This window comes from Paenibacillus sp. GXUN7292, from assembly GCF_050864975.1.
Lineage (GTDB): Bacteria > Bacillota > Bacilli > Paenibacillales > Paenibacillaceae > Pristimantibacillus.
In genome coordinates this window covers 79,078-105,033 of the sequence record NZ_JBOZWO010000007.1, presented here as the reverse complement: position 1 = coordinate 105,033, position 25,956 = coordinate 79,078, and the positions used below count along the sequence as shown (strand labels likewise).

The following is a 25,956-nucleotide window of genomic DNA, read 5'->3' as shown; positions in this document are numbered from 1 at the left end:
CAAAAATTAGAATAGTATCCAATGCTATTGGTAATTATTATTTAAAGTTGGAAATTTAGGAGGGGCTTTTAATTGAAGAAAAATAATACTGAAGTATCAAAGGAATTGAAACGCGAAACCTTAACAAATAGACAAGGTCATCCGATTACGGATAATCAAAATTTACGGACAATTGGCAACCGTGGTCCAGCTACTTTAGAAAATTATCATTATATCGAAAAAATTTCGCATTTCGATCGTGAAGAAGTACCGGAGCGCGTTGTTCATGCGCGTGGTGCGGGTGCTTTTGGTTATTTTGAGACGTATGGCAAGGTTGGGCAAGAACCTGTTGAAAAATATACCCGTGCCAAAGTGTTTTCAGGTGCAGGTAAGCAAACCCCTGTCCTTGTACGTTTTTCTACAGTAGCAGGCTCAAAGGATTCACCAGAAACTGCCCGTGACCCCCGTGGCTTTGCAATAAAAATGTATACGGAAGATGGAAACTGGGACTTAGTCGGTAATAATTTAAAAATATTCTTTATCCGCGATGCAATGAAATTTCCAGATATGATTCATGCATTTAAAGCAGATCCAGCTTCAAATATTCCAAATCCAGAAAGAATGTTTGATTTTGTGTCACGTACACCGGAAGCAACGCATATGATTACGTTCTTATTTTCGCCATGGGGAATTCCAGCGACTTATCGTCACATGCAAGGCTCTGGCGTTAATACGTATAAATGGGTCAATGATAAAGGCGAGGCTGTCTTGATTAAATATCACTGGGAGCCGAAACAAGGAATTCGAAACTTGACGCAAGAAGAAGCTGATGCAATTCAAGCAAAAAACGTTGGGCATGCAACACAGGATTTATATGAAGCTATTGAGGAAAGTAATTACCCTGAATGGGAGCTTTTCGTGCAAATGATGAGCGATGATGAGCATCCAGAGCTCGATTTTGATCCGCTTGATGATACAAAATTATGGCCAATAGATAAATTTCCTTTCTTGCCGGTTGGTAAAATGGTCTTAAATCGGAACCCGACAGACTATCATGCAGAGATTGAACTTGCTGCATTTGGTACAGGGGTATTAGTGGATGGGCTCGATTTCTCTGATGATAAAATGCTGCAAGGTCGTACCTTCTCTTATTCGGATACACAGCGTTATCGAGTTGGAACAAATTATTTGAAATTACCGGTTAATGCGCCAAAGGTGCAAGTTCGAACCAATCAGCATCGTGGCCAAATGGATGTACCTCGTGCAGAAGAATTCGGTGGAAATCCTCATATTAATTATGAACCGTCGATGATTGGTGGTTTGCAGGAAGCTGAGTCAACAAAACGGCCAAAGCATGAACCTATGTACAATGATAAATTGCAAAGCGCGCCAATTGATCGCCCAAATAACTACGGACAAGCTGGAGAGACGTATCGTAATTTTGAAGAGTGGGAACGAGAAGAGCTTATTAAAAATTTGTCGAATGCATTAGCTATTTGTGATGTGCGTATTCAAGAGGCAATGATTGAACACTTTACACAAGCAGATGAGGATTATGGTCGTCGTGTAAAAGAAGGCATTGCTGCAAAAATGAAAGAAATGCAAGCGTATAAGGCCCAAAAAGGCGAAGGTTCTATTTCTGCGAATGAGGCTGTAGATAAGGCTGAAAATTCGGGAACAAAAGCAGAACCATATTAAGCGGCTAGCGCTTCGGCAGCTGACATTTTTCCAGCGGTATCGGTGAAGGGCGACAATAAAGGCAACTTCAAGCTGCATCAGGCCACACCGTGCGGAGCTGACGCTTTGTTAAGCTGTCTGCTTGGTAAGCTCGGATATATGTAATTGCAAGGAAGCTTTTGCATGGTTCTTACTGTGCAACAGCTTTTTTTGCGTGAAACTGCGGAATTGTATGGCTGCGGCATCTCAGTATTCTTTTTGTAATGGAAGAAACGGCTGCAGCAAAGTGTCGCTGGGCGAGTGAAGTCAACACATCAAATATGACTTTTTTGTTTTTTTACGTTATTGTATAAAGGACATAATTACAATGAAATGGATTGAATCACATGCAAGAATCAGAACAATGGTCGTCGAAGATTGGTTTTATTTTATCAGCAGCAGGATCAGCTATAGGAATAGGTGCAATATGGAAGCTCCCTTATGTCACCGGTATAAGTGGGGGAGGCGCCTTTTTTCTTCTGTTTATTTTATTTTCTTTGTTTATTGGTCTCCCATTGTTATTGGCAGAGTTTGTTATCGGCAGAAGCACGCAAAAGGAAGCAATTAGCGCTTATCGTAGTTTGGCTCCTAATAGCAATTGGCATTGGATTGGAAAAATAGGGGTATTTACTTGCTTTCTCTTATTGTCTTTTTATAGTGTAATTGGTGGTTGGATTGTTATCTATTTTGCAAAAGGTTTATTTGGCGGAATCATTAGCGAGGGAGCAGATTACGGTTCCGTTTTTAATGCGACGATTGAAAATCCGATCTTGGTTATTGCAGCGCAGTTTGTATTTTTAGCGATTACTGTTGCAGTTGTTGCAAAAGGGATTCAAAATGGAATTGAAAAAGCAAGTAAAATTTTGATGCCTGCTTTATTTGTACTTTTTATTCTTCTAATCATTCGCTCACTTACACTTGATAACGCAATGGAAGGTGTGAAGTTCTTTCTAGCACCGGATTTCTCGAATATTACATCTCGAAGTATTTTGTTTGCGATGGGACAGGCTTTTTTCTCCTTAAGTGTCGGAGTATCAGTAATGGTGACGTATAGTTCATATCTTTCAAAAAAGGAAAGCTTGATTCAACCAGCTGTTTCAATCGTTACAATGAATTTATTGATTGCTCTATTAGCAGGCTTAGCAATCTTTCCAGCTGTATTTTCATTGGGATTAGAACCAACTGAAGGACCTGGTTTGCTTTTTGTTGTATTGCCTGCCGTGTTTGATCAAATCGTTTTTGGAGAAGTGTTCTTACTAGCTTTTTTAGCATTATTTTTATTTGCTACATTAACCTCGGCCTTTTCTATGCTAGAAATCATTGTAGCATCTGTAGTTAAAGGGAAAGTAGAGAAAAGAACAAAATATGCATTTATGGTTGGTGCTCTAATTTTTGCAGTAGGAGTTCCCTCTGCCCTATCTTATAGCACTTTTGTTGATATTTTAATTTTCTCAAACAATTTATTTGATTCGGCTGATTATTTAGTTAGTAATATTTTAATGCCGCTTGGAGTATTTTTGATTTCTATTTTCGTTACTAATAAGATTAAGAGAAGCACTTTGCGAGAGGAGCTATTACAGCATTCTCGGTTAGGGGCGTCTGTGTTTCAAATATGGTTTTTTATAATGAGGTTTATTATCCCTTTAGTCATTATCGTCGTATTTCTTAATATTACGGGAATACTTGATAAAATAGTGAAGGCTTTCTAAATGAAGAGCATTACGATAACTTGAACAAAGATAAAGAAATTGCGAAGTTGGATAGGAGAGGACTTATGGGAATAATGGCCTGTTACTTGAGTTTAAATGATGCTCTGGCGGATGAAGTGGCACAACTGGACAATACAGCTATCCCTACCAAGATTGAGCAATTGATGGAAAATCGACTCTGTCCGGTTTACGAGATGGATAAATGTTGGGACGGGCTGCATTTTCTTTTAACTGGTGTATCTGCATCTCAGCCGATTGAAGATGATCCTTTGAGCGAGGCGATTGTAGGTGTCCATGTTCTGGACACAGAAGACTTCATGGCAGTCATTGGCTCGGACGAATTGCCGCGCATTGTCACATCACTGCAAGCCGTCGATAGGATTGAGTTACGAAAACAATTCAAACTCTCGGCATTCAGGGAACAACAGATTTACCCGAACATTTGGGTCGACGAAGAGACAGATGAGCTTTTCGTAGAGTTAACCTTGGAACTGAAAAACTTGATTTCCTTTTATGAGCGCAGTCGTGACCAAGGGCATGATATCTTGATTAGTATTTACTGATTTAAAGTCTTGACCCCTATATAGGCCCAACACGTTAGATCAGCCGATCCAATAAAGGATCGTTTTTGCACATAAAACCGCCCCAGCTCATTCCATGACCAGCCCGCCGGTAACGGGCGTATAGGTTCCCGTCAGAAAGCGCGCGCCGTCGCTGGCGAGAAAAGAAACAACGCCCGCCACATCCTCCGGCTCGGCGATTCGGCCCAGCGGCGTAAAGCTGCCTATCATGCGGCTCTCTTCCTCAGAGACCATAGCAGGCTCATCGCTTCGAATGAAGCCGGGCGCGACGACATTGGCTGTAATCCCGCAGGGGCCGAACTCCTGCGCAATGTAGCGCGCAAACGTATCAAGTCCGCCCTTCGCCGTACCGAATGCGAGATACGAAGGGGTAGGGTCTTTGCCTTCCGTGCTGGACAAATAGATGATCCGGCCGAATTGCTGTGCCGTCATCGCCGGGATGACGGCTTTTGTCGATTCGAACGCCGCCTTCAACTCATCGGTCAACTGCCGTTCGAACGATGCCCAGGACAGCTCGGCAAAGGTCGCGGCTTTAGCGCTACTGCCCGCATTGCATACGAGAACATCGATACGCCCGAAGGTGTGCTGCACGGCATGCGCAAGCCGTTTCATTTGCTCCGCGCTGCGGGCATCCGCTTGAATCGTCAATGCCTCGCCGCCATTCGCAACAATCTCGGACACAACGGCCGCGGCGGCCAGCTCATTTCCAAAGTCGTTGACGACAACCTTCGCTCCTAGTTTAGCAAGCTGAATGCACGTCGCTCGTCCGACTCCGCGAGCGCCTCCGGCAACAATAGCTACTTTTCCATGTAAGGACATCATGAGCAACCCATCCTCTCTGAGCTTATTCCTTATCCAATCCGCCATACTGTTTCGCTATATCCAGAGCTATTTGCTTTACTTTTGCGGCCATATCGGCTGGCTCGAGCAGGGTAACATCGGTCATATAATGAAATACAGTACGAATCAGCCAACGTTCATTTGAATAGGTCGTTCGTACAAGAAGCTGACCGTCGGGCAATTGTTCAATATCTTTTTCATCAAAATGGTCCATGACAGACACGGCAGCCGACGCTTTGAACAGAAGGACAACTGCAAACCTCTCATTTGCCTCATAGATTGTAGGTATTTTCCATCTTTCGTTCAACTGCGCAAGCGACTCCGCACGACGCAAGAACGTTTCGGCCTGCAAGCTCAATTCGCGAATTCGGGTCAGCTTAAATATGCGATAATCGTCGCGCAAGCGACAGTAGCCGTGCAAATACCATGCATAATTTTTAAGTACAAGCGCCATCGGTTCGACTTCACGCTCTTGTTCGCCGCCTGTTCTGCTCGTGTATTTGAAGCGGATGAGCTTTCGCTCATTTACGGCCTGGCGAAGCGAATCGTAACGGCCTTGATCCTCCTCGCTATTTTTCCAAGGGGTAAAGTCGATATGAATACGGTCTCCTTCACCGGCCCGGCCTTGCTCGGCTTGCGCCACCATCGCGCCAACCTTGCCGAGGAGGAGATCCATATTCGAGCGGTCGTAAGCTTTTGTAGACTCTAGACCGCGAAGCGCAGTGGAGAGGGCGGTCAGTTCGTCGAAGGAGAGCAGCTGCCGATCCAGCCGGAAGCTGTCCATAATCTCATAACCGCCCTCCATGCCGGTATAGGAGACGATGGGAATGCCGGCCTGACCAAGCGAATCAAGATCGCGATAAATAGTACGCAGAGATACCTCCAACTGATCCGCCAATTCCTGTGCTTGCACCCGTTTTCGATTGAGCAGCAAAATCGTAATCGTCATTAACCGTTCAAGCTTCATGGTCATCTCTCCTAAGTCGGCACGATGCGGCCTGCCGATATTTGAATTAGTGTGCGGTTGCGTATTCTTCGCTTTCGGCGGCCGGGTCCATCGTATCCCTTGTCATCAGGAATGCCGCAATCAGTGCCAAACCGGCGGGAATGACGCTCCAGGCAAAGGTTGATCCGATGGAGCCGGATAGTCCGGCGGTAATGGCATCCAGAAGCTGAGGATCGACAGACTGGCGCAACGCCGGGTTGAGCAGCGAATGGGGATCGCTTAAGTTCAAGTCGGCCGGAACCGCTATGTCGCCTTTGCCAAGCGATTCGGTGAGTTTGGACAGCAGGCTATGGCTTTGGACAATTCCGAAAATGGTAATGCCAAGCGCCATGCCGAGCGAACGATTGAAATTCAAAGTTGCGCTTGCCGCCCCGCGCTGCGCTGCAGGGAACGAATGAAGCACCGCAGTGCTTAATACCGAGAAGGAAGCGCCAATTCCCAGACCGATCAGAATCATAATTCCTGTAATTGAAAGTCGAGTAGATTCTACCGTAATTTGTGAGAGAAGAGCAAGACCCGTCAAAAGCATGGCCAGCGTCCCGATCATAATGGTCCGGTATTGCAGCTTCGTCATTAGAAAACCGCCAAGCGTCGCGGTGACAACCGAACCGACCATCATGGGCAATAAGGTCAGCCCCGAATTGGAGGCGGAACCGCCAAGCACGCCCTGCACGTAAATCGGAATAAAAATCGCCGCCGTCATATACGCTGCACCGCTGAGCATGGCGACCAAATTGCTTGTTGTGTAGAGTCTGCTGCGGAACAAGCTGAACGAGATGATTGGCTCCTCTGCTTTTTTCTCAATGAGAACAAGCAAGAAAGCGAGAATCGCGAAGCCGGCGAACAGCCCTATAATTTGCAGGGAATCCCACGCATACGTTTTGCCGCCCAGCTCAAGTCCAAATATAAAGCAGACGACAGCTCCTATGAGCAGAACCGAACCCGCCCAATCAATTTTTTGCCGCGAGTGCGCCGCCGACTCCTTGTAGAACGCAGCAATCAACAGCAAGGCAATGAAGCCCAACGGCAAATTAATGTAGAAGATCCACGACCAGTTGAGATGATCGGTGATGTACCCGCCGAGCAGCGGACCAACTACACTCGACAGACCGAACACGGCTCCGAATGCGCCCATCATTTTTCCGCGATCCTTGGGGGGCATGACATCGAACAATATGGTGAATGTAATGGACACCATCGCTCCGGCGCCGACCCCTTGTACAGCGCGATAGAAGCTTAGCTCGACGATGGATTGCGCCATGCCGCATAATGCTGAACCGATCATAAACACGATAATCCCGAAAATGAAAAAACGTTTGCGTCCATACATATCGGACAGCTTGCCGAAGATCGGCATGCAGGCCATTTCGGCAACCATATACGCTGTGGTGACCCATACAAACTTGTCGAGTCCTCCCATCTCTCCGACGATCGTGCCGATTGATGTTGATACAATCGTGTTGTCCATGGACGCCATCAGAAGGGCAAGCAACAATCCTCCAACGATTGCTGTCAATTTGTTTTTCATACACTTCCATTCCTCTCTTATTCCTGAATTGATTGGTGAACAATCATCTGAACCCATCATAAACAATCCTTGTTGACATCTGTCTGTCAGGGAAGAAAGGTTTGCTTGGGATTTTTTTTAACGGCTGTATAAACAAGTCACTGGCCAAGAGCGCCGAAGGCTAATAACTAAAAAAACTATTTCCTATACAGGATATTAATGCTACTATGGAACTAATTTAATATTGGGCATGCCTTGGCCGCTTCTGGCGGCAGGGGGAATGGGGTGTAAAGCCCCGCGAGTCGGTCACTGTGAAGCCTCTTTTGGAGGATAAGTCAGAATACCTTAAGGCTGTCCGTGTTTCTGCCGGAACCGGAAACTGCTTTTTTCGAACACGCAATCTGTGTTCTGGTTGTTTTATTTACATCTGTTTGCCGGTTCTGGCAGGCAGATTTTTTTATTTTTGGAGGAGAGAAAATGAAACAACGATTACTATCTCTATTTCTGACGTTGGTCTTGGCGGTGAATTTGATCCCGGCGACTGTTTTTGCGGCGGGCGCCTGGGACGGTTCTGCCCAAAGCCAACCAGCTGCCGATGGCGACGGCGTATACCAAATCGGTACGGCAGCTGAACTGGCGTGGTTTAGGGATCATGTTAATGTAGAAAAAGACTATACCGCAAATGCCGTTCTAACGGCCGATATTGACTTGAACAATCAAAGCTGGACCCCGATTGGCGGCGGCAACGGTTACGCCACAACCTACTTCGGAGGCAGATTTGACGGTCAGGGGCATGTGATTAAAAACTTTAATATAAACGCCAACTATAATTTTGCGGGCTTTTTCGGATATGTAAAAGGAACAATCACAAATCTGCAAATTAAAGATGCAGACATTTCTTCCAGCAGCAACAATGTTGGCGGCATTGCCGGAACTATTATTGATGGAGAAATCTCGAATTCTTCTTTTTCTGGAACGGTTACGAATACGAAGAGCAGTTCTGGATATGCGGGTGGTATTGCCGGATATGTGGGAAATACAAACGCCACTTCTCCCTTGATTCAAAGCAGTGCAAACTATGGCACGATTACTGGCCCTTATGCGGGCGGTATTACTGCTTATGCAAAATTTTCATTAGGCATTAAAAATAGTTACAATGCGGGAACGATTATAGGACCAGACAAAGCATCTGGCCGTGTGGGCGGTATCGCAGGGCAAGTTATGAACAACACTCCGATCGAGAATAGTTACAATATCGGAATTGTCAGCGGAACCGTTAATATCCCCGGCGGAATCGCTGGGTTTAGCGGTACTTCTATTACCAATAGCTATTGGCTAAATCCGGAAGTTGGGATCGGAGGCGGTACGGGAACAACAAGCTCCGTCGTCAGAATCACCTCCCCGGAAGGCTTGCTTGAAAAACTGGGCAGCGCTTTTGTAGCTGACACGAGTAACGTCAACGGAGGCTATCCGATACTTGCGTGGCAGTCGGGCAGCGTTACGGCGCCAGATACAACTCCGTCAATTAGCCTGAAGGGCGATACGACGCTGTATGTTCAGCAGGGAGCGGGCAGCAACTACACGACGCTGACTGCCGTTAAGACCAATATGGATGATTTTGACGCAGGTGATGTGATTTGGAGTATCGAGAAAAAGGGCGGTGGCGATGCCGCTAAGATCGCAGTGCTCGAGGGAATTGAAAATACAAACGACAGCGTCATCGTCAGGGCGGTAGGCGGCGGCGTTGTCACTGTCACCGCAACGGTCGTTGCGGATGAAGTGGAATATACGGATTCGCGTGACATTACGATCATTCCGCAGATTACAACGGCGTCAATTGCGAACATTAATACGCCTGGTGCGGTAGCTGTTGGACAGACTGTTAAGGCGACGGTTTATGTAAATGGCGGCGAAGAGTACGATTACGATAACTATCCGTCGTTAACGTATCAATGGAAATATCGTGCAGCGAGCGGAAGTATGACTGACATTCCGGGCGCAACCGGACAGACCTTCACTATACCTGCGGCATATAACGAGTGGGATTTCCTGCATGTAGAGGTGAGGAGCGGCGGTACATTGGTTGTAGACGGAGCCAATGTCTATGTCAGCATTCGCTCTAAGGATTACGGTGAACTCTATCCAGTAGCTTATGATCCAGCCTTTACTCTCCCCGCTGATAAAAAGGACGACACTGCGATCGATTTGCCTGTTACCCATAAGATCAATGGTGTGACGTCGAGCATCGTATGGACTTCCAGCAATACTGATGTAATTGACGTTGACGGCACTGTGATGCCGCCTGAGAGCGGCAAGGAAGCAGTAACGCTGACAGCGAGGTTTGAATATGGCGAAAGTTATGCAAACCGCACGTTTATTATAACAGTTTGGTCGGAATCGGCCGTGGCTGAGGATACAGATAGTAACAGAACATACCTGCAACAAGCCGCAGCCGCTCTTGGCAATTGGTACAGCTTGGTTCCTGTTTATGGAGCTGACACCAATGTCGCGGCTATGCTGACCACCGATTTAGCTGCCAAGGGTTATGGGGATATTTCAGTGGCTGTTAAAGCTGCGACCGAGGTTTATGGCAATAGCAGCATTGCCTCGAACGGCGATATTACTTATTTCTATGCCGATCCGAACAGTATGCGGGGGTTGTGGTTCGGACGCTATAACGTGTCATTGGTATTGACAAAGGGCGATGAAAGCCTGGACCTTAACGATGTGCCCGTTACGATTCACTGGGATGTTAACGAAGTCAAGGCTGCTATGAGCAGCCAAATCCTGAGCGGAGTGGATGAGACCGCCATCCTTGGGACGAATACTGACAAAAATAATGTCATATCAAATCTGATTTTGCCTAAAGTGGTAAACGACAAGAAATGGGCGTTGATCTCCTGGACGTCCTCTGATGCGGGCGCTATTGCCATCAGCAATGAAAATCAAGGCACTGCCGACACATTATTTTCCCCATACATTGGACAGGTGATTCGAGGCGCGAAGGACAAGGATGTTACTTTGACTGCTGCCTTTACCTTCCAACGGACGAGCGCTGAGCCGTCTATTGTGATGTATAAAACCTTTACCGTCACGGTTAAGGCGCTGAGCGGGGCTGAGGCGGATGCTTTACGAGCTGAGCTTTTGCAAAAGCTGGATGCAGGCTTTTCGTCTGCCGGCTTGAAGGATTACGTTACGGGGCAACAACTGAATGCTGTAGAAGATGTTTATAGCGCCATGAACGATATCCAGCTGCCAACGACCCGAGATTTCGGTGTCGACGGGAAATACTACCCTGTGACGATTACGAGCAGCGACGAGGATACGATAGCCGCACCGGATGTGGCGAATGCCGCCCGAGTGATGGTCTATCGACCTCTTGTGGGGGAACCTGCCAAAACCGTTACATTGACGGTTACATTATCGGATAAGCAAAAGGGCGTAGCGGCATCAAAGGAATTCCAAATAAATGTGCAGCCGCTGACGCAGGCGGAAATTGACGATGCGCTTGTGCTGATGGATATGGCAATTTCCGGATATTTCGACGGCTTGAACAATGGTAAATATGCGGATTCCTACTCAGTTACCGGAAACTTGAGCTCATTCAAGGAAGCGGTATGGAACGACACACATGATGCTATTGCTTGGGTATATTCCGAGCAGAACAGGCTACGAAACGGCATAACTTCTGACGAACTTGAGAATTGGGCGGAGCAGGAGGCTTGGCGGGTGTTCCGTTCAAGCGATCCGTCAATCCTTGCCCATGAGTCGCTTCATCTAGTTGCAAAGCCCGAGCAGGACACCTTTGTACGCGTCAATAGCGTACTTACGCATGAGGTGTTTGGAAAGTATTGGGCAAAGTTTGCCGGCGTTCCTGGCTATGAGGTATTCAAGCTGTTGTATAAACAGCCGGTATCCGAATATATAATGGTGGAAGGGAAAAACCATCAGAAGCAGCCGCAAGATACTTTATTGGCTTTGCGCAGTTTGGCGGTTGCCCGGATTGACACGCCGATAGAGGTCGGATTTACCTTGCAGGGGACTGGCGGCATGTTGATACAGACAACGGTAAGAGGCCTTAAATCGGGGCCAACTGTTTTTGAGGTGTTCCGGACAGCGCTTGCCGAGGCGGGATATACCTATATTTCAAGGGGAAGTTATGTGCAAGCCATTACCGATCCGAACGGAAATACACTATCAGAGAAAGACGGCGGTCCGAACTCAGGTTGGATTTATAAGGTGAACGGCGTTATGCCTACGATATACATGAACGGGTTTTCTTTAAAAGACGGCGACAAGATTGTTGTGTCTTTCACACAGGATTACACAAAAGAAGACTTATTCGAGAATTCAAAACCAGATGGGAACTTGTCGGGAGGCGGTAATACAGAGCAGCCGAATATTACGGTTCCTGCAGGTGATGAAATTTCGCTGAATGCCATAAGGACAGGTAGTACAGTAGCCATCGATATGCCAAGCAGTATAGTAAATGATATGATCGACAACTCCAAAGATGGCACACTTGTCCTCGACTTGTCGAAACTCACTGGTGTCACCGATGCGGTATTGCCGACATCAGCCGTGACACAGCTTGCAGACGCCAAGCTTGATCTAGAAATCAAGCTGCCACAAGGAACGATGACGTTTGCTGCAGGAGCGCTACAATCGATGAAACAGGCAGTCGGCACAACTATAACGTTGTCGTTGAATGCTGTCACACCATCAGAGCTTACGACGATACAGAGAGAGGCGGTCAAGTCTGGAGATTTGGTATTCAACATTTCGGCTTCGTCCGATGCACAAGCTATACACAATTTCGATGGAAAGATTACAGTAAGCGTGCCGTATTCTGGTGCGCTGCCAGTAGCGGTATGGTATTTAAACGATAGCGGAAAATTGGAGAAAATCCCTTGCTCGTATAACGCAGAGGAAAAAACGGTTACGTTCGTGACCTACCATCTTTCATTGTATGTTGTGGGAATGTATCCAAATCCTTTTGCCGATGTGAAAAGCGACGATTGGTTCTATAGCGCAGTAACATATGCATACGGAAACGGTTTGATGAAAGGTACGGAGGCTGACAAGTTCAGCCCGGAAAGCGGGCTGACGCGCGGCATGGTTGTAACAGTGCTTTACCGTTTTGCGGGAGAGCCGAACGCAAGCAGTTTATCCAATCCGTTTAACGACGTAGTCAATGGCAAGTATTACACTGACGCTGTGAAATGGGCGGCGGCAAATGGCATTGTGAGCGGATTAGGCAACGGCAGATTTGCTCCGGACGATTACGTAACGAGGGAACAGATGGCGCTTATGCTCCTGAACTACGAGCTGTACTCTGGGAAAATACCTCACGATATTGTTATGGACCGAGAGTTTGCCGACTGGAATAATATCAGTGATTGGGCCAAAAGCGCAGTAAACAGACTGACGATTCAAGGCATAATCAGCGGCAAACTGAAAAACTTGTTTGATCCAAAAGGTAATGCAAGCCGTGCGGAATTTGCCACTGTATTATATAGATTTGCAGAGGCGGTTTCAGCCGAATAAGTTACGAGTAAAAAGGTCTCGACATCGTCGAGACCTTTTTTACTGAAATTTTAATATTGCTATCCAGCTCCAAGTTAAACAAGACCTTCCCCATTAACCTTAACACCGTCCAGTATCGTATTCCCCCAGGCAGGAAGCAGACTGGTCTCTCCCATAAAACGGCTTCCGGCTAATGAACTATTATGAAAAGAAGCCCCTTCAAAGCTGCACTCCTCAAACCGGCAATACATCAGCATAGCGCCTCGAAAATTAGCTTCGGAAAAATGGCATCGTATGAATGCTGCGTCGTTTGCTATTGCTTTGCTTAAATTACTTCCTGTAAAATCACAATTCTCAAATCGCTTACTTATTCTTGCATTATTCAGATTTGCCCCTCGAAACGAACAGTTGCTGAATTCATGAGTTACATATCTGCTATTCAGCTTGACCCCATCAAAGCAGCAATTTGTTAATTTTGAAGTGTTTAAAGTTGCAGTTTCTACGAAACGAGCGTATGACAAATCGACTTGTTGTACGGTCAGATATTGAATGGTCTCGGTCAAGACGACGCCTCGAAAATCTTCCAGCCCTGCATCTGTTTGTCCAAAGGGCGACGATGGAAAGACTCTTTCTTTTTTATGCAGGTTTTGTTTGCCCGTAACAGCAGCCAATGCCCGATTTGCTTCAGCGATCTGCTCATCATTCCATCTTGCAATTAGTTGCTTCTTGTTCAATATAACAACCTCCGCACCCTTGTTAGCATTTTTAACCATTATAACAAAGCTGGTAATTTACATATAGTTTCCAAGGAAGTCCAGACTAAAACTAAAGGCATTTCTATCAAAAATCGTCGTTTTCTCATATAGAAAACATCTTGAACATTTACTAAAATTGGAATTATGGTTGTACTTTCATTACAAGTGGAATCTGAAGTGAAACGGGGGGGGAAAGTGAAATGAAAACTGGAGGGAAGTCTGATGCTTTAGAGGGTATGGTTGTTGGTCAAAGCCGGGTTCTTACCGATTCTCAAGTGACAACCTTATGGGGCGGAATAAATCCGCAGTTTTCACCAGAGCATGCTGTTGCTGCCGTACAAAGTCTATTGCCGCAAGAGGAATATGAGCAGTTGTTCCCTTATCGAATTGGTTCGACGGAATGGCATAAATTCTTTGCTGATCAACCAAACTACAATGCGGAACAAACGGACTACTATTCTTACAGCAGTTTGATAGCCGCCGTTACAGAAGTGGCTAATATTAAATATAAGCTGGAATACAGGCAGGACGATATGAATAACAGCCGTGTATATCGATTAGATAAAGAGACAAAGAAAGAAACGCTTGTTTACCAAAATGCTAACTTTAACACTCCCACAAATGTAAAGGTTCCGATCCTATCACAAACGGTCGATTTCGGTTCTTTTATTAAGGAAGGGTCTGACTTAAAGCGAAAGCATGAGCTGGCAGCTTTTCTCGCTAATATTTCTCACGAAACGGGAGGAGGTGGGCCAGCATCCACAGGAGGCCCGCTTGCATGGGGATTATTTTGGAATGAGGAAATCGCTTATATTAACACCAGCACTGTCAATTATGTTGAAGCCAATGAAAACTTCCCGCCGGTTGCAGGCAAATCTTATCATGGACGCGGGCCGATGCAGTTGAGCTGGAACTATAATTACGGATTAATTAGTGGAATTATATATGGTACCAAAGATAAGCTGCTGGAGCAGCCTGAGCTTATTGTGAATGATGGCAAGCTAGGCTATATGACGGCTATTCTGTTTTGGATGACGCCGCAGCCTCCAAAGCCTTCCGCCCATGATGTGATGATTGGTAACTGGGCGCCTTCTGAATCGGATATTTTTAAAGGATTATCGCAGCCTGGTTTTGGCATTACGATTATGATTATTAACGGTAATCTTGAGGGTAACTTGGATGAAAGTGATCGCCGTGTCGGCCGTCGTGTTGGGTTTTATCGTAAAATTACAGCACAAATGGGGATTTCAATTGAAGGGGAGAAGATAGATACTTTGGGCATGAAACCTTTTTGAGCCCTAAAGAATGAACACAGTTCCTAATCCATCGAAGAATTGCCGAAAGGCAAGCCATTACGTCAAGCGGTAGGAACGTCCGTTGTTGGGATAATCGTTAAAGACTGCAAATTTCACATATGGAGAAAAGAAATGGCTTATGTACAATTTGAGCTTTCGTTTATTAAACTAGACTAGCATTCGAAAAAGATTGAAATGAGGGAACAAGCTATGCCGTTAAATGCTCAAAACCGTAAACAGATCTACTATAATGCTCTTGCTTCCTATAATGATGTAAGCGCTTTTCGTTTGGAGGGGGAGGCCTCCATATCATTTCCACATGGTGTTATGCGCATGGAAAATAAGCTGGATCCGGATGAAGGGCAAGCATCCAACTTCGTCTTTTGGTGTCCCGAAAATTTCCCTGCAGACATTGCGGTTACGTGGGATTTCCGCCCTGTAAGGGAGCCTGGGCTGTGCATGTTATTTTTTTCAGCAGCCGGCCGCAATGGCGAGGATTTGTTCGATCCGCATTTATCCCGAAGAACGGGACCATATGGGCATTATCATAGTGGAGACATTAATGCGCTGCATGTTTCTTATTTTCGCCGCAGGTATCCAGAGGAGCGGGCGTTTCACACATGCAATTTACGCAAAAGCTATGGAGCACACCTTGTATGCCAAGGGGCAGATCCCATACCTAATGTGGAAGACACATCGGGTTTTTATCGTATGGAATTGATGAAACAGGGAGCGGACATCACTTTCTCAGTCAATGGTTTGCAAGTGTTCCATTGGACAGATGATGGTCATACATATGGCCCTTTGCTAAGCGGAGGTAAGATCGGATTCCGGCAGATGGCGCCGTTGATCGGAGAATACGCTAACCTTACCGTATATTCGCTGGAATAAGAGAATATTATGGCTTTATGTTTTATATGATCAACTGACTATTTTATTTATTATGTAATGCAGACTACTAAAGTTAACATCTTTTTATGGTAAATATTTATTTGTGGCTGTTGATGAATAGTGAGCAACGCCCAAACTTGATTATAGCGAGCAACCGTTTCTACTTGCTTGTTGTATATCTAAAAATGGAGGTTATGCGATGAAGAAAAAAGTGATAATCTATTTGATCGTATCTATGCTAATGCTAATAACTGTACCGCACAGTGCTTCGGCAGCTGTCGATTTTACGGATATTGAAGGATCGTATGCTAGGGATGCGATTAAGGAATTAGCTGAGCGAGGTATTTTAAATGGCACTGGTAATGGAAGTTTTAATCCGACAGGGAATATTGAGAGGCAAGATTTTGCTATTATTATGGCAAAAGCGTTAGGGCTAAATCTATCTGAAGCTCCTGCTTCAGCTACATTCAGTGATGTGCCGAGCAGTCATTATTCCTATGCGGCTGTAGAAGCTGCAGTTAGGGCTGGTCTTATTCAAGGAATGGGTAATGGGGCGTTTGGCACCGATGCGAATTTATCGCGTGAGCAAATGGCGGTAATATTTGTTAGGGCGCTAGGATTAAACGCTGAAGGCAGCGGAGATAATCTGACTTTTTCAGATTCAAGCAGCATATCTTCCTGGGCCAGAGATGCAGTTGGAGCAGCAGCTAACCTTGGTTTAATAACAGGTAATTCGGATGGAAGCTTTAATCCGCGAGGAAATGCAGAAAGGCAAGCCGTTGCAGCTGTTGCAGCAAGATTTTTAATGGCGGCAGAGGAGATATCTACACCTAAACCAACTGCAACGCCGGAACCTACGCCGTCTCCGTCTCCAACGCCAGAACCGACACCGGCTGCAACACCAACGCCGACTACAACACCTGAGTGGACACCTCCGCCTCAACCTAGAGTGGCAACACCGATTGCAAATTTGGTAAGTGGAGATGAAGAGTATATTAGAGTGATCGAGCTTTCAACAACGACTTCAGATGCAGTCATTTATTATACTACGGATGGAAGCAGACCAACATCTGCAAATGGTACAGTGTATAGCCAACCGATTGTTCTTCAAACAGATATAACTGCAACGATAACGTTAAAAGCTGTTGCTGTGAAAGCTGGATATGTTAATAGCAATGTAATGACCGAGAGCTACGAAATTATTGTTCATGAAGAGGAAGGGCCAGTCATTAGCGAAGGGTTTCCTTTAATAGAAATCGTTGGCGAGACCGAGGAAGCAGAACAGCTCATCAACATTCATGTTCATGCTAGCCACGCAACTATGGCTTATTATGTTGTTGTCCCTAATAACACGGAAGCACCTACTGCGGAACTAATAATAAGTGGTTTAGACAGTACGGAAAAACCTGCGATAGCCTACGATTACGCAGATATAGGTCTAAATACTTTGATCTTCGAGACTGTACATCTTTCATTAGATGTTACGGACTATGATGTGTACGTAGTTGTGGTGGATGTAGAAGAGAGAACAAGCGAAGTTCGTAAAGCTACTTTAATGATCCCAGAGTACCCAGTAACATAATCTTCATGAACAATTTCTAAACAACTATAAGTGCGGGTTAGTGTGAAAGGCAATCACCTAAAAGTCACCAATTGTGATTTACGGGTAATTGCCTTTTTAATTTTTATGTCTCGAGAATGGCAGCTGACATTCAATAGAGAAGGATAATTTTGAATTTAATAGGTAATAATATAAATACCCATTAGTATGGCGATTAATTAATATTTAACCTATACTAATGTTGACTAAAGAGCAAAAATATACGATAATTAATGTATGAGAATTATAATTATTATAATCTGATCATTATTACATTACTTAATGTTGATTAGAGAGAAACGGGAGGAACTATCATGGCATTAATCGGCAAAGAGATTCAACCATTCGCAGCAAAGGCTTTCCAAAAAGGTCAGTTTATCGACGTTACTTCTGAGAACTTCAAAGGTCAATGGAGTGTAGTTTGCTTCTATCCAGCGGATTTCACTTTCGTATGCCCTACTGAGCTTGAAGATTTGCAAAACCAATACGCAACACTAAAAGGCCTGGGTGTAGAAGTTTACTCTGTATCTACAGATACTCACTTTACACATAAAGCATGGCATGATCATTCACCTGCTATCGGCAAAATCGAGTACATCATGATTGGCGACCCAAGCCACACTATCTCAAGAGCATTTGATGTATTGAACGAAGAAGACGGTTTGGCTGAACGCGGTACGTTCATTATCGATCCAGATGGCGTTGTACAAGCTGTAGAAATCAACGCTGGCGGTATCGGCCGCGACGCTTCCACAATCATTGGCAAAATTAAAGCCGCTCAATATGTTCGCAACAATCCAGGCGAAGTTTGCCCGGCAAAATGGCAAGAAGGCGCTGAAACATTGAAGCCAAGCCTAGACCTAGTAGGTAAAATCTAATTTAACATAGCAAGAAATAGGCGACAAAAACAATCTTTCCGGTTGATTTTGTCGCTCTATTTTTAATAATGCCCTTTTAATTATAAATTATAGATATACACGTGGAGAAAAGTGAGGTGAAGGTCTGTTACGGCAAGATAGGATGGATCCTAGCTCGCCTAGGTAGCAGCATGATATATGCTATTGGATAATCAGATAAAAATACAATTACAGCAATATTTAACGATGCTTGAAGGCGATCTTGTATTAAAAGTGAGCGCTGGCGATGACAAAGCATCGCAGGATATGTTAGAGCTTGTAACTGAGCTGGATAAAATGTCTCCTCGTATTTCGGTGGAGAGAGTGCAATTAGAGCGTACGCCAAGTTTTAGTATTAATAAAGCGGGTGAAGAATCCGGCGCTATTTTTGCTGGATTGCCATTAGGGCATGAATTTACATCTTTAGTACTGGCGCTTCTTCAAGTAAGCGGCCGTGCGCCAAAGATTGATGACAGTGTGATCAAACGGATTAAAGCGATCAAGGAACCGATGCATTTTGATACATTTGTAAGCTTAACCTGCCATAATTGTCCTGATGTTGTACAAGCTTTAAATATCATGTCTGTTTTGAACCCGAATATTACACATTCCATGGTTGAAGGCGGTACGTTCCAGAACGAAGTTCAAGCAAAAGATATTATGGCTGTGCCTACTGTATTTCTGAACGGTGAAAGCTTTGCAAGCGGGCGCATGGAAATTGAAGATATTCTTAGCAAATTAGGCAGCAAATCAGACGGCTCTGAGCTCGCCAATATTGAACCATTTGATGTATTAGTGGTTGGCGGCGGTCCTGCCGGTGCAAGTGCAGCTATTTATGCTGCTCGTAAAGGTATCCGTACCGGTATTGTTGCAGAACGCTTTGGCGGCCAAGTAAACGATACTCTGTCTATTGAGAATATTGTAGGTACGAAATTTACTGAAGGCCCTCAATTTGTATCCAGCTTGGAAGGACATGTAGCGGAATACGATATTGACGTCATAAAGCCTCAGCGTGCAGCCAATGTTGCTCGTAAAGAGCTTATTGAAGTAACACTTGAGAATGGTGCAGTTCTAAAAAGTAAAACGGTTATCCTTTCTACGGGAACACGTTATCGCCAATTAGGTGTGCCAGGCGAGGAGAAATATAAAAATAAAGGCGTAGCTTACTGTCCGCATTGTGATGGCCCTATTTTTAAAGGGAAAAACGTAGCCGTAATTGGCGGCGGCAATTCCGGTGTCGAAGCTGCAATTGATTTGGCAGGCATTGTGAATCATGTTACGCTGCTTCAGCATCGTGCTGAGCTAAAAGCAGATAAAGTATTGCAAGAACGCCTGTATAGCTTGCCTAATGTAACGGTGCTGCTGAACGCATCAACACAAGAAATTACAGGTACAGATAAAGTAAATGGCCTGACCTATATGGATCGTGCAACCGGGAATACTCAGCATGTAGAGCTAGACGGTGTATTTATCCAAATCGGACTGCTGCCGAATACAGAATTTTTAAAGGGCACAGTCGATCTTAATGATCATAATGAAATCATTATAGACAAGCATGGCGCAACAAGCATGCCGGGCGTATTTGCTGCAGGCGACTGCACGGATACCGTCTACAAGCAAATAGTCATCTCTATGGGTTCGGGCGCTACAGCTGCATTAGGGGCGTTTGATTATATGATTCGTCATACGGCAGCACCAACTCCAGAGCCGGTGGCGTAACTTTAATAAATAAGGAATGCTCAATAACAAAGTAACCTTCGATCGAGGGTTGCTTTTTTTATTTGGAATCATATAAAAAGGCCAGGCATACTGCTGCCGGGCCTTTTTACACACGAACATTACTTATAATGTTATCGTTTTGGGGCCAGTTCTATGGCGGAGCGTATTGCTGCGATCATGCTCTTCTCATCAGCGATATTTTTTCCGGCAATATCAAAAGCTGTGCCATGATCGACTGACGTCCGAATGATGCCGCCCTTCAAGCCGACTGTAATGTTTACTCCTTCTTCAATGCCCATTACTTTAATAGGCGCATGACCTTGGTCGTGGTAGCATGCAACGACGATATCGAACTCGCCTCTTCCTGCTCTGAAGAATAAAGTGTCGGCAGGATGCGGACCCGATACGTCTATGCCTTCACGCTGAGCTTTTTCAATGCCGGGCACCAGCTTTGTTTCTTCTTCTCCGTTGCCGAACAAGCCATTCTCTCCGGCGTGCGGATTAATGCCGCAAACAGCAATTTTCGGGTTCTTAAAGCCTGCATTGATAAGCGTATCATGTGCCAATTTAACAACGGTATAGGTTCTTTCCGGAGTAATGCTCTCTATGGCAGCAATGAGACCCATGTGGGTAGTTAAGTGAATGACTCTCAGGTTAGGAGTCGTCAGCATCATAGAGAAGTCTTTGGTTTCCGTAAGTTCAGCAAGTATTTCGGTATGTCCTGGATAGAGATGTCCTCCCAAATGCAGTGCTTCTTTGTTAAGAGGGGCTGTACATATTGAGTCGATTTGCTTATCCTTGGCCAGTGCAATTGCTTTGGCTAAATATTGAAATGCCGCATCGCCTGCGGAAGCAGAAACGACCCCGAACGGCAAATCAGCAGGCAATAAATTTAAATCGATCACATCGATAACGCCATATTCATACTTGGCCTCAGAAGGATCTTGAATGGCATGGACCGTTAACGCGGAATTGACGATCGGCAGAACTCTTTCCAGTAATTTAGCATCACCTATAACTAATGGCTTGCAGCTCTCGTACATTTCTTGATGACCTAACGCTTTAACGATGATTTCAGGACCGATACCCGCTGCATCCCCCATAGTAATACCGATAATTGGTTTCATTATTTATTTGCTCCTTTCAATTTGTTTATGGCATGCATAAACACGTTCTCTGATCCGAATCCGCCGGCTTTAGTGACTACATAAAGGTTATCCACCCCTAGAAAGGCAGAGATAGGAACTCCAATTTCCAATTCGTCCAAAAGTTCAAATCCCTTTATCCCCCACAAGCTGCAAATTTGTTTTGCCGTATCACCGCCGGTCATAATTACGCCTTTGAAGCTTCTCTTTTCGAGCAGATCTGCACAAATCATCCCCATAGCCTTTACGATCTCATTGCTGATAGCAGTATGATTAAGTCCGTTTGCTTCACCAGCTTGCCATGCCCGTTCAATGTCTGCTTGTTCTGCTGTCGAATAGATGACAACGTCATGACCTTCTTGAGCTTTTGTATAAGCCGCTTGCTTCACTTTTTCTATTTCTTGTTTTCTTTCCGATTCATTCGATACAGCTTTGTAGGATTCAAACGGAATAGGATAAGTAGTTGTCGATTCAAGCAAGGCTTTTAACTGCGCTCTTGAATTTTTATTGACACTTCCAATAACGGTTAAAATAGGACCTTGATTAGCGGGAATGGACAAGTTGTTTTGCTTCCCGGGTATTTCATAGTAAGCAGGCAAATAATTCGCGATACCTGCAGAGCCGACCCATGCAAACTGATAAGGCAGGCTTTTGGTGAAGCTTAAAATTTGCTCAAGCTGATATTCTTCAACAGAGTCAATAATGAGGTAAGGAATATTGCTTTTGAAATACTTTTGCAGCTTGTTTTGAATATGCTGTTCACCTTTTGCAAGATCATCGACTGTAACCGTTCCGAAATCACGCTTCGTCTGTTTTTTTAGTAGATCAGGAAGATAGGATACAGTTACTGGTGTCTTGGGATCTTTGGAAATTTCCGTTTCCCCTAAAGGAATGCCATTTAAAAAATGGGTAGATTGACGAATGACCCGGTTGTTTTTAGGATAACCAGGTGCAATCATCATAAAATCAGGCTGCAGTGCATCGTATACAGCGTCAATTTCCGCACCGATATTTCCCCGCATTGTAGAATCCAGCTTTTTGAATATCGATTTGAATCCTGATTTCAGTAAAAATTGAGCCGCCTGCTTCACTTTGTCGTAAGCTTCCTCGTGATCGATGGAGCGGCTGTCGGTATCAAAGACGACCGCTTCGTAATGCTTCACATTGGCTTCGTCCATGTCGAACAGCACGGTAGTTTTAAGGCCATGACGAGCTAATTGCACACCGCTATCGTTAGCCCCTGTTAAATCATCAGCAATAATCGCTAATTTCATAACAATCTCCTCCAAAATAATATAAAGCGTGGAAAGAGAAGAAGGATGCCCCTCTTCTCTAAGTCCGTTCGTTGTATTTGGCTAATCCGCCATTTTTCTCGACATATTTGGCCAGAAAACCGATAAAGATCGGCAGTAAAATAGCGGTTGTTACTACGCTGGCAGCTACTTGTACAGTAGCAAGTTCGGCAATCGGAGCAAATGTTGCGTTGACGGCCGCAATTGCTGCTGGTGTTCCAACGGCATTTCCGGCTGTGGAGCCTTCCGAAGCGCCAACGACTGGATTCCAGCCAATCCACTTGAAAATAAAAAATCCGATGCCTCCTGTCAGGAGAACGGTAAGTACTCCAAGGAGAATCCCGCTTAACCCACCTTTAATGATTGCGTCAAAGTTAATCCCCATACCTAAAGCGAAAGCAAAAAACGGAACGAGCTTATCGCTGCCTTTATTTAAGAAATCACCCATCTCACGATCGAGGTTACCTATAATGACCCCTATTAAAAGCGGCAGGACTACGGCTACCAAAGTCATAGCGGAGAACATGCCAGTTGCAAAGCCCATCGCTCCAAATATCGATAGGGATACCATCGTTAGAAACGGACCATCGCTCAGCGCTAGAAACGGATAGGCTGCTTTATCGTCTTCCTTGCCGTACTGACCTGCAAGTGCAATATATAGCCCGCCATTTGAGTTGGTCATGGCTGCTATAATCGCCATTGGCGCCAGTCCGAGGAACAGCCCGTTAGAATCGGCAAGCCAGAAACCGAGAAGTCCGATTAGGGAACCGAGCACCCATTTGAAAACTAAAAGTGTAACGCCTTTGCCTACGGACGATCTGGCTGTTTTTAAATTAATTTGTGTTCCTGCAATTAATAAGAACAAGGCAATTAAGGCGCTGGCGCTGTTGACAAACAAGGCTTCTGTAAAACCGCCAATCCTCAACAAATTTGGGAAAAACGTATTGATCGTTGCTGCTAATAAAAGGGGAACAACCATCATGCCCCCAGGGATTCGATCTAAAGTGGCTTTGATCTTCATCATCTTGACTCCTTATTCAGAGAATTGTAAATATTTAAAACGTTTACATCCATCATATTAAAATAATTAGTTTAAAAAAGCAACATATAAAATTTAGAAAAAAGAAAAAGGGTTTAAATTGTTTAAAAATGCAACAGTGAATAGAAAAAAAAACAAACCTAAAATTATTCTTTAAGTTTGCGCCATAAAGTAGCCCGGTTTATTCCCAGTCGTTCTGCTGCTTTTGACTGGTTATTATTCTCTTCCATAAGGACATGTTTTATTATCTCTTTTTCTATTTCCCTTAAAGTACCATTTAACGAAATGGTGCCGGCGATATCCTTTGTTGAATCTGATACTACACTTTGGATCGTGTCTGAATGAATGACAAAATCCTTTTCAATCAGAGCAATTTGCTTAACGATTTGTTTTAAGTCATCAATATTGGCGTTGCGAGTATAATCTTTCAGCAGCTGTAAGGCATCATTGCTGATTTTAACAGGTGCAGTGCCAAGACGCTGATGGAAATCGGCGAGGAAATATTGGACCAAAGGCTGAATATCCTCTTCCCGCTCAGCCAGACTTGGCATAATAAGCTTATTTATGCGCAGCTTTTGAAAAAAGAGGCTTGCTGAAGAATCAGTTGTAATAATAAAAAGGTGAATGTTCTGCTTAAGACAAGTTTGGATGAGCTGTGCCACTTTTTTATGATCCTGAATAGGGTCTATATTTTTTATTTTAATGGTTCGAACATTGGTCAGCGCATCCTTATCGATATTGTCAAGCTGACATTGCTGAAAATCAATCGTAATCAGCATACCGTCCTTCGTATATGTTTGATGAATGTAGCTCGTTATGAAATCTTTGCCCGTTCCTGGATCTCCCTGTAATAGAATGGGCTCATTTCTTTCGTACAGCACCTTTATCCGATCAAGGAGGAAACGGATAGGGGCGGAGATCGCCGCAATAGGTTCATTCAATGTATCGGCGTGCAGAGTTATTCCGTCTTGCTTTAAAATATTATATTTAATTTTTTGCAGCATATAAATTTTGTATAGCTGGCCATTAATGGATTGATAGTAACCGGCGATGTCTATCAGGCAATCATTCCACACGAAATTTCTCGTTATTTTATTTTGTTGAAGGTCAAGATCGGCATGCAAGAGCGAAAGCTGTTCTTCCGTTATAGGGCTGGAGAAAAAGTCTGTTAAATGCTCATAGATCAATTCATTGTTAGCGTCATAAATAAGTAAGTTGCGATTTTGCTGTAACGTAAACTGCTCTAGAATATAATTTATTTTATTGCTATTGTATAGATATCCATAGATCAGTTTTGCATCTTCCAGCGACCTGATGATCGTCTCTTTGCCGGATTGAATTAAAAAACCTTTAAGACCGTAGGCATTAGCCGTTTCAAGAGTAATAACATCGCCGGCGATTTGCTTGAAATTCAAATTTTTGAGCTCCAGCAATAAAGGAGCTACTTCATCCGAGCTATTGATGGTGAATACCTCCAGCGGCAATTCCAGCAAATCAATGATGGCTTGCGCACCCGAAGTAATGCTTGGAAATCCGACGATGGCGGTTTTATCCTCGAAATGACTGGCTAATGAGAGGGAGCGAATCATATCATAACCGGATAATTGCATATCAATAACGGGAATAGAAACGGCTTTTTTAATTAATTTTGCGGTACCGCCTCTGCTTATAATAATATCTGTCCCTTTTTTCTCTTCAGAAAGGGCAATTTCCGCGCCTTTTGCCAAGTCGCCAACCGAATAAGCAATATCCAGCTCCGGAAATAAAGGTATGCATTCTTTAATAATGTATAGCATCGATTCATAAGGTGCGATAATATGTACTTTTATTTTCATGAAATCACCACTTTCTTATCCCGCTTTGCTGCACAATTTTTTTCAGTAGTTTTTCTTATTATAGCGCAACTGTAACGGATTCAACCAGTTGAAACGATTTCGAATAGACTGGCAAGCTCTATCCTGCTCCATAATTCAAGCCTGCTGCGAGAGGTGGATTTTAGCAAATTTTCAAGTCCAATAAAACAAACTAATTTTTTTGCAGATTTTGGTGATAATAATTCTCATTATTGGCTACACTATTTCTGAACAAAAAAACGGACAGCGATCAGGGCTGTCCGTCGTTCATGAAGCTAAACATCATTAAACCTTTGGTTCGAAGGTTTTGCAGTCGGTTTCTTCGGAATTAGATGCTTTCTTACCACGGTTGAAGACGACATAAATGGAAGAAGCTCTGCAATTGTTTCCTGTCGCCCAGTACTTGCAGGTGTTGACCTCACATAAAACGTCTTTTGCCAATGGACTCACCTCCTTTCCTTATCTAGGATGGACGGATGGAGTCCTTTTTTATACCTTGCCGAAAAACGATCTCTCTATATAGCAGTCCCTTCTGAAAAATAGTGGAAATAGCTCGATTAAAACTTGCAACTATCATATAATAGTAATAGCGTATTTTAATCTATAT

The 25,956-nt window shown here is 44.3% G+C and carries 18 protein-coding genes; 9 read left to right on the top strand and 9 right to left on the bottom strand.

Annotation, left to right across the window (positions count from 1 at the left end; genetic code table 11):
* Window positions 1-72 precede the first annotated feature (72 nt).
* The 3 genes from ACRRU2_RS08825 to ACRRU2_RS08815 all read left to right on the top strand — a co-directional run bounded on the left by ACRRU2_RS08825 (window position 73) and on the right by ACRRU2_RS08815 (window position 3,967).
* Window positions 73-1,677, top strand: a complete 1,605-nt coding sequence (locus ACRRU2_RS08825; protein WP_432500842.1) for a catalase — start codon at window positions 73-75, stop codon at window positions 1,675-1,677.
* A gap of 365 nt (window positions 1,678-2,042) precedes the next feature.
* Window positions 2,043-3,404 carry a sodium-dependent transporter gene (locus ACRRU2_RS08820; protein WP_432500841.1) on the top strand — a complete coding sequence of 454 codons (1,362 nt, stop codon included), beginning with the start codon at window positions 2,043-2,045 and terminating at the stop codon, window positions 3,402-3,404.
* Window positions 3,405-3,424: 20 nt separating this feature from the next.
* On the top strand, window positions 3,425-3,967 hold the full coding sequence (locus ACRRU2_RS08815; protein ID WP_432500839.1) for a YfbM family protein: 543 nt from the start codon (window positions 3,425-3,427) through the stop codon (window positions 3,965-3,967).
* An 87-nt stretch (window positions 3,968-4,054) separates the two neighbouring features.
* Here the strand turns inward: ACRRU2_RS08815 and ACRRU2_RS08810 are convergent, their stop codons facing one another.
* The 3 genes from ACRRU2_RS08810 to ACRRU2_RS08800 are packed head-to-tail and all read right to left on the bottom strand — an operon-like array spanning window position 4,055 to window position 7,359.
* Window positions 4,055-4,807 (bottom strand): SDR family NAD(P)-dependent oxidoreductase, encoded by a 753-nt coding sequence (locus ACRRU2_RS08810; RefSeq protein ID WP_432500838.1) that lies wholly within the window; start codon window positions 4,805-4,807, stop codon window positions 4,055-4,057.
* Window positions 4,808-4,829: 22 nt separating this feature from the next.
* Window positions 4,830-5,792, bottom strand: coding sequence for a helix-turn-helix transcriptional regulator (locus ACRRU2_RS08805; protein ID WP_432500837.1), 963 nt, complete (start codon window positions 5,790-5,792; stop codon window positions 4,830-4,832).
* Between the two features lie 46 nt (window positions 5,793-5,838).
* Complete coding sequence (locus tag ACRRU2_RS08800) at window positions 5,839-7,359, bottom strand: MDR family MFS transporter (RefSeq protein WP_432500836.1); 1,521 nt, start codon at window positions 7,357-7,359, stop codon at window positions 5,839-5,841.
* 456 nt (window positions 7,360-7,815) lie between these two features.
* On the opposite strand from ACRRU2_RS08800, the gene ACRRU2_RS08795 reads away from it, so the two are divergent.
* Window positions 7,816-12,885, top strand: coding sequence for an S-layer homology domain-containing protein (locus tag ACRRU2_RS08795; protein WP_432500835.1), 5,070 nt, complete (start codon window positions 7,816-7,818; stop codon window positions 12,883-12,885).
* 74 nt (window positions 12,886-12,959) lie between these two features.
* On the opposite strand, the gene ACRRU2_RS08790 is transcribed toward ACRRU2_RS08795, so the two are convergent.
* Window positions 12,960-13,598, bottom strand: a complete 639-nt coding sequence (locus ACRRU2_RS08790) for a pentapeptide repeat-containing protein (RefSeq protein WP_432500833.1) — start codon at window positions 13,596-13,598, stop codon at window positions 12,960-12,962.
* A gap of 221 nt (window positions 13,599-13,819) precedes the next feature.
* Between ACRRU2_RS08790 and ACRRU2_RS08785 the strand changes: the two genes are divergently transcribed.
* The 5 genes from ACRRU2_RS08785 (at window position 13,820) to ahpF (ending at window position 20,020) form a co-directional block, all read left to right on the top strand.
* Entirely contained in the window at window positions 13,820-14,914 is a 1,095-nt protein-coding gene (locus ACRRU2_RS08785) for a chitinase (protein WP_432500832.1), read from the top strand.
* A 210-nt stretch (window positions 14,915-15,124) separates the two neighbouring features.
* Window positions 15,125-15,805, top strand: coding sequence for a DUF1961 family protein (locus tag ACRRU2_RS08780; protein ID WP_432500830.1), 681 nt, complete (start codon window positions 15,125-15,127; stop codon window positions 15,803-15,805).
* A 199-nt stretch (window positions 15,806-16,004) separates the two neighbouring features.
* A complete protein-coding gene (locus tag ACRRU2_RS08775; RefSeq protein ID WP_432500829.1) occupies window positions 16,005-17,387 on the top strand; it encodes an S-layer homology domain-containing protein in 1,383 nt (460 codons plus the stop codon).
* Window positions 17,388-17,719: 332 nt separating this feature from the next.
* Window positions 17,720-18,283 carry an alkyl hydroperoxide reductase subunit C gene (ahpC, locus tag ACRRU2_RS08770; RefSeq protein WP_432500828.1) on the top strand — a complete coding sequence of 188 codons (564 nt, stop codon included), beginning with the start codon at window positions 17,720-17,722 and terminating at the stop codon, window positions 18,281-18,283.
* A 177-nt stretch (window positions 18,284-18,460) separates the two neighbouring features.
* Entirely contained in the window at window positions 18,461-20,020 is a 1,560-nt protein-coding gene (gene ahpF / locus ACRRU2_RS08765; RefSeq protein ID WP_432500826.1) for an alkyl hydroperoxide reductase subunit F, read from the top strand.
* A 131-nt stretch (window positions 20,021-20,151) separates the two neighbouring features.
* On the opposite strand, the gene pdxA is transcribed toward ahpF, so the two are convergent.
* The 5 genes from pdxA to ACRRU2_RS08740 all read right to left on the bottom strand — a co-directional run bounded on the left by pdxA (window position 20,152) and on the right by ACRRU2_RS08740 (window position 25,790).
* A complete protein-coding gene (gene pdxA, locus ACRRU2_RS08760) occupies window positions 20,152-21,147 on the bottom strand; it encodes a 4-hydroxythreonine-4-phosphate dehydrogenase PdxA (RefSeq protein WP_432500824.1) in 996 nt (331 codons plus the stop codon).
* Window positions 21,147-22,439 carry a four-carbon acid sugar kinase family protein gene (locus tag ACRRU2_RS08755; protein ID WP_432500823.1) on the bottom strand — a complete coding sequence of 431 codons (1,293 nt, stop codon included), beginning with the start codon at window positions 22,437-22,439 and terminating at the stop codon, window positions 21,147-21,149. Before ACRRU2_RS08755 ends, pdxA begins: the two co-directional genes overlap by 1 nt.
* Window positions 22,440-22,497: 58 nt before the next feature.
* On the bottom strand, window positions 22,498-23,478 hold the full coding sequence (locus ACRRU2_RS08750; protein WP_331697586.1) for a 2-keto-3-deoxygluconate permease: 981 nt from the start codon (window positions 23,476-23,478) through the stop codon (window positions 22,498-22,500).
* Window positions 23,479-23,642: 164 nt separating this feature from the next.
* Window positions 23,643-25,331, bottom strand: coding sequence for a PrpR N-terminal domain-containing protein (locus ACRRU2_RS08745; protein WP_432500822.1), 1,689 nt, complete (start codon window positions 25,329-25,331; stop codon window positions 23,643-23,645).
* A 303-nt stretch (window positions 25,332-25,634) separates the two neighbouring features.
* Complete coding sequence (locus ACRRU2_RS08740) at window positions 25,635-25,790, bottom strand: DUF1540 domain-containing protein (protein WP_331697476.1); 156 nt, start codon at window positions 25,788-25,790, stop codon at window positions 25,635-25,637.
* Window positions 25,791-25,956 lie beyond the last annotated feature (166 nt).

Excerpts from the sequence above, each read along its gene's own strand:
- ACRRU2_RS08820 (WP_432500841.1), top strand. The coding sequence starts at position 2,043 with ATGCAAGAATCAGAACAATGGTCGTCGAAGATTGGTTTTATTTTATCA.
- ACRRU2_RS08810 (WP_432500838.1), bottom strand. The coding sequence starts at position 4,807 with ATGATGTCCTTACATGGAAAAGTAGCTATTGTTGCCGGAGGCGCTCGC.
- ACRRU2_RS08805 (WP_432500837.1), bottom strand. The coding sequence starts at position 5,792 with ATGAAGCTTGAACGGTTAATGACGATTACGATTTTGCTGCTCAATCGA.
- ACRRU2_RS08800 (WP_432500836.1), bottom strand. The coding sequence starts at position 7,359 with ATGAAAAACAAATTGACAGCAATCGTTGGAGGATTGTTGCTTGCCCTT.
- ACRRU2_RS08795 (WP_432500835.1), top strand. The coding sequence starts at position 7,816 with ATGAAACAACGATTACTATCTCTATTTCTGACGTTGGTCTTGGCGGTG.
- ACRRU2_RS08785 (WP_432500832.1), top strand. The coding sequence starts at position 13,820 with ATGAAAACTGGAGGGAAGTCTGATGCTTTAGAGGGTATGGTTGTTGGT.
- ACRRU2_RS08780 (WP_432500830.1), top strand. The coding sequence starts at position 15,125 with ATGCCGTTAAATGCTCAAAACCGTAAACAGATCTACTATAATGCTCTT.
- ACRRU2_RS08775 (WP_432500829.1), top strand. The coding sequence starts at position 16,005 with ATGAAGAAAAAAGTGATAATCTATTTGATCGTATCTATGCTAATGCTA.
- ahpC (WP_432500828.1), top strand. The coding sequence starts at position 17,720 with ATGGCATTAATCGGCAAAGAGATTCAACCATTCGCAGCAAAGGCTTTC.
- ahpF (WP_432500826.1), top strand. The coding sequence starts at position 18,461 with ATGCTATTGGATAATCAGATAAAAATACAATTACAGCAATATTTAACG.
- pdxA (WP_432500824.1), bottom strand. The coding sequence starts at position 21,147 with ATGAAACCAATTATCGGTATTACTATGGGGGATGCAGCGGGTATCGGT.
- ACRRU2_RS08755 (WP_432500823.1), bottom strand. The coding sequence starts at position 22,439 with ATGAAATTAGCGATTATTGCTGATGATTTAACAGGGGCTAACGATAGC.
- ACRRU2_RS08750 (WP_331697586.1), bottom strand. The coding sequence starts at position 23,478 with ATGAAGATCAAAGCCACTTTAGATCGAATCCCTGGGGGCATGATGGTT.
- ACRRU2_RS08745 (WP_432500822.1), bottom strand. The coding sequence starts at position 25,331 with ATGAAAATAAAAGTACATATTATCGCACCTTATGAATCGATGCTATAC.